This is a genomic window from Gimesia panareensis, assembly GCF_007748155.1.
GTDB classification, from domain to species: domain Bacteria; phylum Planctomycetota; class Planctomycetia; order Planctomycetales; family Planctomycetaceae; genus Gimesia; species Gimesia panareensis.
The window spans coordinates 1,678,570-1,692,186 of record NZ_CP037421.1; the positions used below are offsets into that span (position 1 = coordinate 1,678,570).

Here is a 13,617-nt window from a genome sequence, read left to right on the forward strand (position 1 = left end):
CTGTGTTGTTAAGCATCTGATTCGGTGGCTGTTGCCAGAGTCAGGCCGATCTGACAGGCTTTGAGATATTCATCAATCATCAGAGTTTCGCTGGTGGTGTGAATATCCTGTTGACCGCAGCCCAGTGTGACGGTGGGGAAGCCGTGAGCGGTCATCCAGTTGGCGTCCAGCCCGCCGTTGCCGATGGTCAGTTCGGGCGTTCCTCCCAGTTTCTGGATGGCCTGGCTGGCGGTCTGGACGGCGGGTTCGTCTTGTGACAGCCGGAAGGAATCATATTTCAGATAGGACTCAAAAGAAACTTTGCCTCGCTTGCCGGCACTGTTTTTTACGGTGCGGGCTGCTTTTTCGAAGGCCTTTTTGAATTCATTGAGGATGCGTTCCCGAAAGCGGGGATTATGGCTGCGGGCTTCTGCCTTGATGGTCAGTTCAGGCATCACGACGTTGGTGGCAGCGCCGCCGGAGAGGACGCCGATGTTGCTGGAGCCGGCATCTTTGCCTTTGACAACCAGACCGTGCCAGCCGTTGCTGGCGAGATCGTCGATGGCTTTGCCGGCGATGACGGCAGCGCTGACGCCGAGTTCCGGGTGGGCGCCGGCGTGGCTGGCAACTCCACTGATATGAATCAGCATCCCAGAATCTCCGGTGGCACCGATGCAGACCATGTCGGAGAGTTTGCCGTCCCAGTTGAAGCACATGGCTGGTTTGCCCAGCTTGCTGGTCGCCAGATGGCGCACGCCGACCAGGCCGATTTCTTCCTGTACCATCCAGACGAAGGTGAGCGGCGGGTGGGGCAGATCCTGTTCGAGGATCGTGAGCAGGGCGTTCAGAATCACGCTGCAACCACCCCGGTCATCCGCGCCCAGGGCGGTAAGCGGACTTTTGGAATGGATGAGTTTGCCCTTTTTGACCGGTTCGGCTCCGACACAGAGGGGAACTGTGTCCATATGGGCCATCAGCAGCCGGCGCGGCCCTTTCACCGTGCCGGGGAGTTTGACAATCATGTTCCCGCATTCGCCGCCAATACTGCTTTTCTTATGTGCTTTGTCGAAGGCGATCTGCTTTTCCGGGAGACCGGCTGCGAGGAGCCGACGCTGAATTTCAGCGGCGATCTGACCTTCTTCCCCACTTTTTCCGGGGATGGCCATCAGATCGGTGACAAGCTGTAATGCCTTTTTATCATTCACTTTAAGTGTCTTGTTTTTGAGGCGGCTCATGGGGGCTCTGATCCAAATCGAGAGGGATACGATCGATCGTTCAGCAGGCGCTGAGACGAACTGGCGAATGATGCAAGTTACGCTTTCGCCCCGGTTTTTTCAATGCGACGGTCAAGTGGTTTTCACGTTTGGGCGGGGGCTTTCAGACTCATATTGCTGTAATTACCGAGGAATCTTAGAATCCCGCCTGTTTATCCGCCGAAATTCCGTGGCGGGGCACGGACGTCCCGCACAGAATCTTAGCATCGGTTTCCTGACTATTGAAAATGATTCGCTCTCGCCTGCGCTGGCTCAAGCACTTAACGCTGGCACTGATTACTCTCGTCCTGTTAGCGGTCGGGAGCGAGGTCGCGTTACGTATTGAGGAATACCGTCAGCAGGAGACGGTGAGCAGTTATGACTCCGACGGTTTTCTGATTCCCTCCGATGTGAGTTACCACCGCATCCGACCACTGCAGAAGGTCTCCCGTAAGCACCCGGATACGGAAGAGATGATCCAGTTCTCGATCAACAGTATGGGGCTGAGAGGGAAAGAGTATGCGATTCCGAAACCGGCGGGCGTGTATCGGATCCTCTGTCTGGGGGGCGAAACGGTTCTGGCGCCGGAAATGGAAGACGCGGATACCTTCTGTGTGCGACTGGAACACCTGCTGCAGAAACAGACGCAGTTAAAAGTGGAAGTGGTCAATGCGGGGGTTCCCGATGCCAGTCCGCTGATGTCGTATCTGCATCTGAGGCATTCGCTGATGGGGCTGCAACCGGATCTGATTCTGTTTCACTTTGACATGTCTGATGTGGCTAATGACCATGCCTTGAGACGCTTCACCCAGATCAGTGATACCGGGGTGCCGCTCTGCTCGATGCATCCCCTGTTTGAAGAGATCAGTGCCCCTGAGAAACTGGAAAGCCATTTCCTGGTCTACCGGTTTCTGTTACGGTGGCTGGGAGATTACTGGGTCCAGAATCAGCCCGCGGGGCTGGATCGGGATATTGACACGCCTCAAGGTAAATTTTTGTGGCTGGAAGATCATCCCCCCGACTGGTCCGTCTATGTGCGGCAGACACTGGAGCCGATCCAGAACATTCAGCAGGTTTCCCAGGGGACTTATTCACGTTTTATCCTGGCGACATACCCTAAACCGTGGCAGGTTTCCGAAACTGCCATGAGCGGCAAGAACGCACGGGCCGCCCTGGGAGTACGCGAAGGAGTGAAGTACGGGAGCCGGTTCCCGTTTGAACTGCTGGAGACTTACACGAAGCAGTTGAACGTACCTTATTGTGATACATCGCCGGTGTTTCAGAGCATTCAGAATCCGGATCGATATTTTCTGGAAAGCGTTCCCCAGTTTTCGCGCGAAGGGCATGCATTGTATGCCCGTGAGCTGGCGCTTTATATTTTGAAGGAGATTCCCGGGATCTGGTCTGATCCGGTTCCCTCACCATCAGAGCAGTCACCTCAGCAGGCGGGTGTGCCTTTACGCTGAGGTTGTCCGTTACTGATTATCAGGGCTGTAGCAACAATAATGAGAATTCGTGTCCCATCAGGGACGGTCAGGGCTTTTCTGGTACAGAGGCACAGATCCCGGCTGAAGGGGGTAACCTGATCCGGGGAGAGGATGGCAAATTCTTTGTTTTTCAAAGGGTTTAGGCAAAAATACGACCTATCTTTTACTTATGTGAAGAAATCTTCATATGGCATGAGGTGGGATAAAAATTGACCGGTTGCAGCAGCAGGGGATTTTGATCTACAGGGATGTGATCTCCGTTACTGCAGGGCCGGATTTGAAATCGACTGAGGAAAGAGATTCATGAGTTCATACGAGACTGCATGCCGTTACTTTGACCAGGCCTCCCGCCAGGTGGGGCTGTCGCGCAATATGCAGGAACTGCTGCGTACACCGGAACGCGAAGTCAAAGTGGAAGTTCCGATTGAGCGTGACAACGGAGAAATTGCGACTTACATCGGCTACCGGGTCCAGCACGACTGTTCCCGCGGACCGATGAAAGGGGGGCTGCGATTTCACCCAGAGGTGGATGCCGATGAAGTGCTGGCACTGGCATCGCTGATGACCTGGAAGACCGCGCTGGTCAATATTCCCTACGGAGGCGCGAAGGGGGGCATCTCGGTTGATGTGTCAAAGCTCTCCCAGGGAGAACTGGAACGGGTGACCCGTAAGTTCATCGACAAGATCTACGATGTGATCGGACCGCTGAAAGATATTCCGGCTCCCGATATGGGGACCAACGCGCAGGTGATGGCCTGGATCATGAATCAGTATGAAAAGTATTGTGGGTTCAATCCCGCCTGTGTGACGGGCAAGCCGCTTGAACTGCACGGTGCCGATGGGCGGGAAGAGGCCACCGGTCGCGGTGTGGCGATGATCACCCGGCAGACTCTGAATCATCTGAAAATCGATCTGTCAGGTGTGACGGTGGCGATCCAGGGATTCGGTAATGTGGGAAGTTACACGGCTCACTTTCTGGATGAATTCGGGGCGAAGATCGTTGCGGTTTCCGATGCCAGCGGCGGGATTTACTGTGGTGATGGGATCAACATCCCGAAACTGATTGAATACTGTAAGGATACCAAGGCGGTTAAAGGTTTTCCGGAGACGGAAGCCATCTCGAATGAGGATCTGCTGACCTCGAATGTGACGGTCTTGATCCCGGCTGCTTTGGGGGGCGTGTTGACGAAAGAGAATGCCAAAGAGATTCGTGCGAAATGCATTGTTGAGGCCGCCAACAACCCGACTGATCCGGACGCCGACGAGATTTTTGCGAAGAATGAGATCGTGGTGGTCCCGGATATTCTGGCGAATGCGGGTGGAGTGACTGTCAGTTACTTCGAATGGGTGCAGAACCGCCAGCATTTTAGCTGGGAAAAATCCCGTGTTCGCTCCGAGTTAGATCGTATTATGAATGACAGCTTTGAACTTGTCTGGAAGATCGCCAAGGACAAGAAGGTATCTCTGCGCATCGCCGCTTACATACTGGGCATCGGTCGAGTAGGCCGAGCGACTGTTATGGGAGGTATCTGATTGTCACATCATGGTTTACAGACGATTTCAGACTGTGATTGATAGACAATAGAAGTTTTACACCAGGCGCTAAATGAGGTGATATATATGGTTTCCACAGAGCAGCTGATCAATGATTGTGTCCTGTTTCAATCGGTTTCGCCGGATGAAATGGACGAATTGCTCTCTCACGCTGAAACAGAGGATTTTCCGGCAGGAGCCCGGATTCTGGATGAAGGAAATTCGACCCGGTATCTCTGGATTATTCAGAGCGGTAACTGTGAAGTACGTAAGCAGTTATCAAACGGAGACGAACAGACACTGACTCAGCTGGGGCCACTTTCGATTTTTGGTGAAATGTCTTTTTTCAAGCCGGCACCTCATTCGGCAAGTGTGGTGGCGATTTCCAATGTGTCCATCGTACGGATTCCCTGGCAGAACTTCGATCAGTTGCTGAAGCAGGGCGTCAGCGGGGCGCATAAAGTCGTGTACAATACCGTGCGGATCATGTCAGACCGACTGCGGACGATGGATCAATGGTCGGCGGAAATGGTCGAGAGCTGCGGTTCCCGGAATAAAAATGCAGAATGGCACGAATTCCGTTCCAAGCTATATTCTGACTGGCAGTTCTGAACGTGAACGATTCCTGGCCGCGACTGGAAATCGGCCTGTACAGGCTCCAGATTGCATAAATTGACATCGTTGCCGTCAGGAAAAGTGATCCCGCGTTGACACATTTCGGCTGATACTTGATACTTCGGTATGCGGAACCCGGTCATTTGGACTGAGGTGGGCGATACAGGAGCGCACCGACCGGGTAAACCAAGTGTCTGTACTGATGAAGCAACTCACCTGTTTTGAACAAACCCGGTGGCAGGAGCCGGTAAATTCCTGCTTAGATCTATTGATGTTATGAGTAGTATGACCGAATTAGACCTGGCGCAATACACCGAACAACTGGCTCAGCAGGCCCGCGATGCGTCGCGCAAACTGGTTTCTGCGAATGGGAACCAGAAAAATGCCTGGCTCCGCCGGATGACGGAACTGATTCGGGAACGGACTCCTGATTTACTGGCAGCAAATGAACGCGATATCCAACAGGCTCCCGAATACGGATTGACGGAAGCTTCGATTGACCGGCTGCGGCTGACCGAAGCGCGGTTGGAGGGAATCGTGACAGCGCTGGAAGAGATCATGGCGCTGCCGAACCCGATCGGCGAAGTGATTGACAGTAACATGCGGCCCAACGGTCTACTGGTTACCCGGGTGCGGGTGCCTCTGGGCGTGGTGTTTTTCATCTATGAATCCCGTCCGAACGTGACGATTGACGCGGCGGCGCTGTGTGTGAAAAGTGGCAATGCCGTCATTTTACGAGGCGGAAAAGAGGCCTTTCACAGCAACATGGCGTTCTATCAACTGCTGCAGGAAGGGCTCCGTGATGTGGGGCTGCCTGAGCAGGCGGTGCAGCTGGTGGAGACCACTGATCGTGAAGCGGTCGGACATTTCCTCAAGCTGAGCGAATTTATTGATGTTACGATTCCCCGGGGCGGCAAGGGGCTGATTGAACGTGTGGCCCGCGATGCCTCGATGCCTGTGATCAAGCATTTCGACGGCATCTGTCACGTTTACCTCGACAAGTCGGCGGATCCGGAGCTGGCAAAACGCATCACGGTCAACAGTAAATGTCAGCGTCCCGGTGTGTGTAATGCAGCAGAGTGTCTGCTGGTGCACGCTGAGGTGGCTGAGACGCTGCTGCCGGAAGTCGCGCAAGCGCTGCTGGACGAGGGCGTCGAGTTGCGGTGCTGTCCCCGATCGCTGGAACTGGTTGGGACTGGGAAGGCAGCTACGGAAGAAGATTACGGCACTGAATATGGTGCGAAGATCCTCTCGGTCAAAGTCGTGGAGGATATGGACGAAGCGATCCGGCACATTCACCAGTATGGTTCGGGGCATACCGAATCGATTATTACCACCGAACTGGCAGCGGCAGAAAAGTTCACAACTGAAGTGGATTCGGCGGCTGTGATTGTGAATGCCAGCACGCGTTTCAACGATGGTGGCGAGTTCGGCCTCGGGGCGGAAATCGGCATCAGCACAGACAAATTTCATGCACGGGGCCCCTGCGGGCTGAATGAATTGACGAGTTATAAATACGTGGCCCATGGAGCAGGGCAGATCAGAGAATAGAGGGGATTGTTGATTTTGCGACTCAGCCGGGGCGCTTTGTTACCGGGTGGGATGTGAATTAGAGGGAGGCCAGGGATGGCGGACGTACTCAGTCAAAATGAAGTAGAATCACTGTTATCGGCGCTGGATCCTGCCGCCAGTTCTTCCGGGGGCGGGGGGCGACCGGCGACACGGAATACTGACTTCAATTCCCAGATCAGTATCTACGATTTCAAACGCCCGGAACGTGTCAGTAAGGAACAGATGCGGGCGTTCCGTGCGCTGCACGAAAGCTTCAGTCGGGAATTCGGAGCGGCACTCAGCGGGATGCTGCGGTCGATTATCGAAGTCAAGCTGATCAGTGTGGACCAGTTGACCTACTCCGAATTTGTATTCAGTCTGGAAAACCCGACCTGTTTCAACCTGCTCGAGTCCGAGACGCTCGACGGGCACATTATCCTGGATATCAGCCCTTCGATCATTTTTCCGATTATCGACCGCCTGCTGGGGGGAGATGGGCATTCGCATGGAGCGTATCCCAATCGGGCACTCACCGAAATTGAAATTCGCCTCGTTTCACGTATCACGGGGCTGGCCATCGAAGGTATTGAATCGGCCTGGAGCAACCTGTGTGACTGGAGGCTGCGGGTTTCGCAGGTGGAGAGCAACCCCCAACTGGTTCAGATCGTGCCGCCGAACGAAGTAATCGTGTTGATCTCCTTCGAAGTGACCATGGGGGAAACACGGGGGATTATCAACCTGTGTATTCCCTTCAATACGATTGAGCCACTGTCGAATAAGCTGACCTCGGATACCTGGTCCGCTTATAAGAAAAAGTCGCCTGACATACGACAGCAGCTGAATCTGGAAGCGAGTGTTTCCAAATCCAAGATTGAGATGAAAGTCGAGCTGGATCACAGCAAGCTGACCGCGGGTGAGGTGATGAACCTGGCGGTGGGCGATGTGATCATGTGCAATAAAGGGAGTGCCCAGAGCCTGACGGTTGAGATCGAAGGGGCGCCTGTCTTTACCGCTTATCCCGGAGTTTACAAAGGCCATAAGGCGATCAGCATTGAAAAAATGCTGGCGGTTCCGAAAGATATTATCGAGCAACGCGTGAAGCAGTCAGAAGCAGCACAGGCTTGATTCTGGTGGTGGCTCCCCCGGGTGGGTTCGGGTGTATAGTAGTGCCGGTCGGGGAGAACGCACGAGTTTTCGGGAATTCCATTTTTTTCTCGGTGGGAATCTGGTTTTTACTTCCGTTTCGGTGGAAAACAGAGCGGGAGGCAGATTATACTGCCCGATCAATCTACAGCGCTACCGTTGCAGATTCTGTTTTTACGAACAGTATTTCTGGCTGTTGACTGGATTTAAGTCTGGTCCAGCAAAGAATTTAATAGATAGTGTCATTCAGGATTTACGATTTGAATCTCTGTTGTACCAGAGGCTCAGGCTGTCTCTGAAGTCGTTTACGAAGATTGAAAAAAAGATGCCCAAGCAAAAGACTCATAAAGGATTGAAGAAGCGTTTCAAGATTACCGCTTCAGGAAAAGCGAAGCACCGCAAAGCATTTCGTGGTCACATTCTGAGTAAGAAGAGCCCCAAGCGGAAGATTCGTCTGCGTGGTGATGGCGTCGTGACCGGTGCAGAAGCCAAGCACATCGTGGAAGCCCTGCGTCCCGGCTCTTAATCGGCCGTGCTCCCCGGACCAGCGATGGCGGGGATCAATCCTGACAGAATCCAGATTTCAAATTCAGTTGGAAAGTAATAATGAGAGTTACCAAAGGTGCAGCTCGCCGTCGAGCCAAGAAAAGACTGTTTAAAGAAGCGCGTGGTAATTATGGCGGCCGCAGTAAGTTGTTGCGTACCGTTAAAGAAACCATCGTGCGGTCTCGTGCTTATGCCTACCGGGACCGTCGCGTTCGTAAACGTGAATTCCGCGCACTGTGGATCACACGTATTACCGCTGCCTGCCGTGAACGGGGTACGAACTACTCCCAGTTCATCAATGGTCTGTCAAAAGCGGGTATTACGCTGAACCGGAAGTCACTCAGCGAGCTGGCCATTTCTCAGCCTCAGGTATTTGATGAGATTGTGAAAGCAGCCCAGGCCGCTCTGGCAGCTTAAGCTGTCTGACGTACTGATACATTGAGATTCACAGCCGGATCTGTTTCATAACAGGTCCGGCTGTTTTTGTTTGCACTGTGTCTGTTTCCAGGGCCGGACGACAGCTGAAATTGCCATACGCAGGAATTTCGAGATCTGATACAGTATGCCCCTGTAATGGGCCTGGAGCGGAACAAGGCAGGTCCGATTTCAGCATTTTTCCGGCATGGAGGCAGGACAGGTATGACTCACCCGAAGCGATTCAAAGGCAAGCCGCTTCGTTCAGCATCTTTCCTGATGAGCTGCGCTCTGGGGCTGTTGGCTATCTGGATCGCTGTCGGCTGTACGGGTTTACGACAGGTCGTGCCGGCACCGCTGGTGTTTGAAGAGCAGTCGAAAGAAATCCTGGCGATTGTTCCGCTGGGGACTCCTAAAGAAGAAGCCGTGCGAAAGTTGACTGAGGCCGGCATCAGTGGGGAATTCGCTTCCAGTCCTTCGATTTATTACTGCGATCTGTGGGAGCGGGAAAACGGGAATCGCTGGCACATGAATGTCGCGCTGCTGTTTAATGAGCAGGGAGAATTGTATAAGACCCGCCCCGCGCAGGCTGATGTGAGCTGGCAGAGTGCAGCAGAAGCGGCTGAGACGAAGCAGGCAGCAGAGTAGCTTAGCTGTCGACCGGATCCGCGGGCTTTTCCAGAAGCTGAATGTGTCCCTGGCAGTGCTTGCAGGCGGCGACCGATCCCAGATATTTGGTGGCGATCCGCAGTTCTTCCTTACAGTGGGGGCATTGGGTGTAGAAGCCCTGTGAGACTGTCTTGCTGGTTTCGGGCGGGAGCTGAAGGGATGACTGGCAGAAATTGCAGCTGACCTGTTTGCCCAGGTACTTTTTATGCACGCGAAGTTCCCGGCGACAGTCGGGGCACTGGAAGAAGAAGCCGATCGGAAAGGCGTCAATGCGGACGGCCAGTTCCTTGAGCGGGTGAAAAGCGGGGATCTCGACGGTGTCGTGCTCGAGGTCATCATTCAGCAGCTCACGACAGGTCTGGCAGTGTACGAGGTTCGCAGGCATGTCCTCCCCACAGCGTGGGCAGGGGCCGCCGGGCCAAGCGGGCATGGTCGGTCCTTTATTTCAAAATATCATTTCGTGTTGCTGACAGAATTGAGATGGCCCGTAATCTCGTCTGGAGGCAGTCTGTCATGGGGAATGGGAACGCGCTTCCTGAGGAACCCGGAAGCGCGTTGTACCGTCAATCTATAACAAAGTATAGCAAAACCTCTCAGGGATATGAATCAGTTTTTTTCAAAACAGCGAGTAAATCCCTCTGCCGGGAATTACTTTTTAGCATTCAGGCAGTAGAGGTGTTTAAAAGTCCGGAAGAACATTTGTCCGTTGGCGACAACAACCGTGGCGTGGCTCGGATCGCCGAGGCTGATTTTTTCGTACGATTTGAACTTGGGTGAGGCATCGATCATCGCGACGTCACCATTTTCAGTCATACAGTACAGGACGCCGTTGATGCAGACCGGTGAGCTGCTGTAGCCACCGTCGATACGCTCGGTCCAGACGTTATTCTGAGTGGTCAGATCGACACAGCTGACAACGCCGGAATCGCCCCAGAGGTACAGGTGCCCCTCGTAAACGACAGGAGTCGGCACGTAAGGCAGCTTGGTGGAACGTTCGTATTTGATGTGAGTCTCTTTGATGTTGCCAGATCCGGTGGGATCGACGCCATAGAGCAGCTTGCCGCGGCCCCCTCCGCCACAGGTGGCGAAGATCAGCCCTTCCCCGTAGACGGGAGAGGAGACGGTTCGCATCGGGAATTCGCCGGTGGTCCAGTTGACTTTACCGGTTTCCGGATCGAGGCTGCTGATGCCGGTGGCACCGCTGACACAGATCAGCTGCGGCCCGGTGTTGGGGTGATCGATGATAATCGGTGTGGCATAAGAAGTTCTGCGAACGGCGCGGTCTGCTTTCCAGACGGTCTCGCCGGTGAGTTTGTTAAAGGCGGTGACAGAGCTGGGCCCCTGCTGATCGTTGGTGGCGATGACCAGGTTTTTGTAGATCATGGGCGAGCTGCCGTGCCCATGCTGACTGGTGAATGAACCGAGGTTGCGTTCCCAGATCTTGTTGCCTTTCAAATCATAGCAGATCAGCAGGTAGGTTTCTTCGTCGGCAAATTCCACGTAAACATGTTCGCCGTCGGTGGCGGGGGTGCTGGAGGCCCAGCTTCCTTTGCGGTGCTTGTGGCTCTTTTTGAGTTTGGTTTCCGCTTTCCATTTCTCAGCCCCGGTTTTGGGATCGAGGCAGTAGAGGTAGCGTGTTTCGCCCTCCCCCAGTGCGGAAGTGACAAACAGGTTGTCCCCCCAGATGGATGGGGAGGAGTGTCCCAGTCCGGGAAGTTCTTTGTGCCAGGCGTAGTCTTTTTCGGTCCAGCTCTGCGGGAATCCTTTTTCGCTGGAGATGCCGGATCCGTCGATGCCGCGGAAGCGGGGCCAGTTTTCCGCCTGGGCGGTGGTGAGCAGCAGGCAGAAGGCGAGGGCTGCTGTGAGCTTCAGGGCAGGAGAGAACGCACGGGAGGGCAGTAATGGTTTCATGGGAGATTCTCTATCATTACAGGCAGGACGTTATTGAGATTTCACAGGATTAGCTTGACGAATTTTATGTTCTGGTGCAAGTTAATTGAATATAATATTTGATAGGGCTATCGTAAGTAAACAAGGCGTACGGGTTTCGGCAATGTTTGCGAAACGCATGCCTGTCTGTTCTTTCTAGAGGCTTCAGGTTCACGGCCCGCGGGTCTGTGTTCCCTTTCCTGCGTAATCATCTATGCATAATTCTGAAAAACAAAACTCAAAGACCGCCTCCACGGTGGCTTATCTGATCGTGCAGGAAGTGGACGAGCGGGGCAAGGTCTATCGGCTCGTGGATCGTCAGGTGACGACCATCGGTCGCGCACCGACCAACCGGATCGTGCTGGATGATGAGGTCTGCAGCCGCAACCATTGCGAGATCTTTTACAGCGATGGTGCCTGGTACATTCGCGACCTGGGGAGCCGTAACGGTACGTTGGTGCAGGGAGTCGCGATTTCGCAGGATCATGAGCTGCAGGAAGGGGATGTGATTGAAATCGGCGACAGTGAGGCAATCTTCACCTTCGATGTCTCGCGCTTTTCTGCGCGACCGACCTCAGACGGTTCGAGTGCCGAGCTCGAAAGCGCCACACTGGGGGTCGGGCAGCAGTCGAGCTGGGAAGAACTGAATGTCCCGGAAATCGTTCAGCGGAAGAGCCATACCCGCTTTCACACGCCTCCGCCCGCTTCTCAGATCGATCGGGACCGTGCCAGCCGGGAGCTGGGACGTCTGTATCGCCTGGCCCTGGAGATGGGGAATGCGCAGACTGAGCAGGAGCTGTCACAGATCGTGCTGAATGGTCTGTTTGAGGGGACCAGCGCTGACATCGGAGCGATTCTGTACCTGGACCCCAGCAAGCGTATGCCGCGTCAGCCTGAGAATCTGAAGGTGATTGCCTTTCAGTCGGTGGATGAGCTGCCTTATCGTAAACCTTCGGATTACCTCTCCAAGGTGGTGTTCGATGAAGGCGACGCGATTCTGGCGCATAATGTTGCCGATGACAGCAAGCTTTCGACGCGGGACAGCCTGGGGAAGATTCACGCGCAGAGTGTGATCTGTGCCCCCTTGAGAAACAAGCACGGGGTGGCGGGACTGATTCATCTGTATTCCACCAACCCCGATAATCCCCTCGACTCCGATGATCTGGAATTCACTCTGGCACTGGCGGATCAGCTGGCGGTGTCCCTGCAGAATCTGAGCGAAAAGCTGCAGCTGTCCGATGGTCTGGCGCGGATGGAGGGGGAAAACCAGGCGCTGCGTGAACAACTGGAGCTGGAGAGTGAACTGGTGGGGCAGAGCCCGAGCATGGTGGCGTTGAAGGAGCAGATTCTGCGTATCGCGCCTACCGATGCGAGTGTGCTGATCCGTGGGGAGAGTGGCGTCGGGAAAGAACTGGTGGCGCGGGCCATCCATTTCAACAGCCAGCGGAAGAAGCAGCCTTTTGTCTGCATGAACTGTGCGGCTCTGAGTGAGGGGCTGCTGGAGAGCGAGCTGTTTGGCCACGAGAAGGGGGCTTTCACCGGGGCGACCAGCCAGAAGCCGGGTAAATTCGAACAGGCGCACCGGGGGACGCTGTTCCTGGATGAAGTCGGGGAGATGTCTCTGGCGGTGCAGGCGAAGTTTCTCCGCGTGCTGGAAGGCCATTCCTTCGAGCGGGTCGGAGGGAGTGCCTCGATCGACGTCGACGTGCGCGTTGTGGCTGCGACAAACCGGGATATGGAGAAAGCGGTCGCCAAAGGGACGTTTCGCCAGGATTTATATTTCCGGCTGCATGTGGTGGAGGTCAGTGTCGATCCGCTGCGCGTGCGGGCGGATGATATTCTGCTGCTGGCCAATTACTTCCTGAACCGGTTTGTGACGAAGACAGGACGACCGATACGCGGGTTCACCGACCAGGCGGAAGACCTGCTGGAGTCGTATCACTGGCCGGGCAACGTGCGGGAATTGCAGAATACGATTGAGCGGGCCTTTATCCTTTGTACAGGTGATGTGGTGGATGCGGACGACATTCAACTCTCTGCCGTGGGGATGGAGAGCGATCCGCAGTGTGTGCTGCCCGCGGTGCACAAAGGGTTTCGTGAGATCTCTCTGGAAGAAGTGGAGCAGGAACATATTCTCTCGGTATTGAATAACACCAACTGGAATAAGTCCCGTTCCGCTCAGATCCTCGGTATCGAGCGCTCGACGCTGGATCGGAAGCTGAAGCGGTATGGGATCAGCCGTCCCTGAGCGGCCTGTGAGGGGCTCTCACGGGGGGCTGAAGCAAACACGCATGGCTTTTGATGTATCAAAAAAAAATCGTCAAAAACCAGCTATGATTCGGCAGGAATTGCCATCTCTGGAGAGGCGGGGGCTGCAGGCGATTCGATTTCAGAGTAGTTTGCAAAAATGTCAAAAATCTTGTTGACATTTTAGCACAAAAACTCAAGAATTGTCCTGTAAACAGGGGATACCAATTAGGTGTCCTCTCTTGCGGCGC

Annotated in this window: 12 protein-coding genes; 9 read left to right on the forward strand and 3 right to left on the reverse strand. The window is 54.5% G+C overall.

All coding sequences use genetic code 11. The features are described from left to right. Positions 1-8: 8 nt before the first annotated feature. Positions 9-1,214 (reverse strand): M20/M25/M40 family metallo-hydrolase, encoded by a 1,206-nt coding sequence (locus Enr10x_RS06375; protein ID WP_145448473.1) that lies wholly within the window; start codon positions 1,212-1,214, stop codon positions 9-11. 266 nt (positions 1,215-1,480) lie between these two features. On the opposite strand from Enr10x_RS06375, the gene Enr10x_RS06380 reads away from it, so the two are divergent. The 8 genes from Enr10x_RS06380 (at position 1,481) to Enr10x_RS06415 (ending at position 9,169) form a co-directional block, all read left to right on the forward strand. Then, complete coding sequence (locus tag Enr10x_RS06380; RefSeq protein WP_145105132.1) at positions 1,481-2,698, forward strand: hypothetical protein; 1,218 nt, start codon at positions 1,481-1,483, stop codon at positions 2,696-2,698. A gap of 324 nt (positions 2,699-3,022) precedes the next feature. Next, positions 3,023-4,252: a Glu/Leu/Phe/Val family dehydrogenase gene (locus Enr10x_RS06385; RefSeq protein WP_145448474.1), complete on the forward strand. Its 1,230-nt coding sequence runs from the start codon at positions 3,023-3,025 to the stop codon at positions 4,250-4,252. An 87-nt stretch (positions 4,253-4,339) separates the two neighbouring features. Further along, the gene (locus Enr10x_RS06390) at positions 4,340-4,864 is read left to right on the forward strand and encodes a Crp/Fnr family transcriptional regulator (RefSeq protein WP_145448475.1); all 525 of its coding nucleotides are present in this window, start codon (positions 4,340-4,342) and stop codon (positions 4,862-4,864) included. Positions 4,865-5,152: 288 nt separating this feature from the next. Further along, positions 5,153-6,418, forward strand: coding sequence for a glutamate-5-semialdehyde dehydrogenase (locus tag Enr10x_RS06395; protein ID WP_197997498.1), 1,266 nt, complete (start codon positions 5,153-5,155; stop codon positions 6,416-6,418). A gap of 75 nt (positions 6,419-6,493) precedes the next feature. After that, a complete protein-coding gene (gene fliM / locus Enr10x_RS06400; RefSeq protein WP_145105144.1) occupies positions 6,494-7,543 on the forward strand; it encodes a flagellar motor switch protein FliM in 1,050 nt (349 codons plus the stop codon). Between the two features lie 343 nt (positions 7,544-7,886). After that, positions 7,887-8,087 carry a 50S ribosomal protein L35 gene (gene rpmI, locus Enr10x_RS06405; RefSeq protein WP_145105147.1) on the forward strand — a complete coding sequence of 67 codons (201 nt, stop codon included), beginning with the start codon at positions 7,887-7,889 and terminating at the stop codon, positions 8,085-8,087. 80 nt (positions 8,088-8,167) lie between these two features. Continuing rightward, positions 8,168-8,524 (forward strand): 50S ribosomal protein L20, encoded by a 357-nt coding sequence (gene rplT, locus Enr10x_RS06410; protein ID WP_145105150.1) that lies wholly within the window; start codon positions 8,168-8,170, stop codon positions 8,522-8,524. Between the two features lie 276 nt (positions 8,525-8,800). Further along, positions 8,801-9,169, forward strand: a complete 369-nt coding sequence (locus Enr10x_RS06415) for a hypothetical protein (RefSeq protein WP_145448477.1) — start codon at positions 8,801-8,803, stop codon at positions 9,167-9,169. A 1-nt stretch (position 9,170) separates the two neighbouring features. Here the strand turns inward: Enr10x_RS06415 and Enr10x_RS06420 are convergent, their stop codons facing one another. Continuing rightward, positions 9,171-9,620 carry a hypothetical protein gene (locus Enr10x_RS06420; RefSeq protein WP_145448478.1) on the reverse strand — a complete coding sequence of 150 codons (450 nt, stop codon included), beginning with the start codon at positions 9,618-9,620 and terminating at the stop codon, positions 9,171-9,173. A 218-nt stretch (positions 9,621-9,838) separates the two neighbouring features. Next, the gene (locus Enr10x_RS06425) at positions 9,839-11,101 is read right to left on the reverse strand and encodes an outer membrane protein assembly factor BamB family protein (RefSeq protein ID WP_145448479.1); all 1,263 of its coding nucleotides are present in this window, start codon (positions 11,099-11,101) and stop codon (positions 9,839-9,841) included. A gap of 232 nt (positions 11,102-11,333) precedes the next feature. Between Enr10x_RS06425 and Enr10x_RS06430 the strand changes: the two genes are divergently transcribed. Further along, a complete protein-coding gene (locus Enr10x_RS06430; RefSeq protein WP_145448480.1) occupies positions 11,334-13,367 on the forward strand; it encodes a sigma 54-interacting transcriptional regulator in 2,034 nt (677 codons plus the stop codon). Positions 13,368-13,617: the final 250 nt, after the last annotated feature.

Coding starts and splice junctions, on each gene's coding strand:
- Enr10x_RS06415 (WP_145448477.1), top strand. CDS start 8,801: ATGAGCTGCGCTCTGGGGCTGTTGGCTATCTGGATCGCTGTCGGCTGT.
- Enr10x_RS06395 (WP_197997498.1), top strand. CDS start 5,153: ATGACCGAATTAGACCTGGCGCAATACACCGAACAACTGGCTCAGCAG.
- Enr10x_RS06375 (WP_145448473.1), bottom strand. CDS start 1,214: ATGAGCCGCCTCAAAAACAAGACACTTAAAGTGAATGATAAAAAGGCA.
- rpmI (WP_145105147.1), top strand. CDS start 7,887: ATGCCCAAGCAAAAGACTCATAAAGGATTGAAGAAGCGTTTCAAGATT.
- Enr10x_RS06425 (WP_145448479.1), bottom strand. CDS start 11,101: ATGAAACCATTACTGCCCTCCCGTGCGTTCTCTCCTGCCCTGAAGCTC.
- fliM (WP_145105144.1), top strand. CDS start 6,494: ATGGCGGACGTACTCAGTCAAAATGAAGTAGAATCACTGTTATCGGCG.
- Enr10x_RS06420 (WP_145448478.1), bottom strand. CDS start 9,620: ATGCCCGCTTGGCCCGGCGGCCCCTGCCCACGCTGTGGGGAGGACATG.
- Enr10x_RS06380 (WP_145105132.1), top strand. CDS start 1,481: ATGATTCGCTCTCGCCTGCGCTGGCTCAAGCACTTAACGCTGGCACTG.
- Enr10x_RS06385 (WP_145448474.1), top strand. CDS start 3,023: ATGAGTTCATACGAGACTGCATGCCGTTACTTTGACCAGGCCTCCCGC.
- rplT (WP_145105150.1), top strand. CDS start 8,168: ATGAGAGTTACCAAAGGTGCAGCTCGCCGTCGAGCCAAGAAAAGACTG.
- Enr10x_RS06390 (WP_145448475.1), top strand. CDS start 4,340: ATGGTTTCCACAGAGCAGCTGATCAATGATTGTGTCCTGTTTCAATCG.
- Enr10x_RS06430 (WP_145448480.1), top strand. CDS start 11,334: ATGCATAATTCTGAAAAACAAAACTCAAAGACCGCCTCCACGGTGGCT.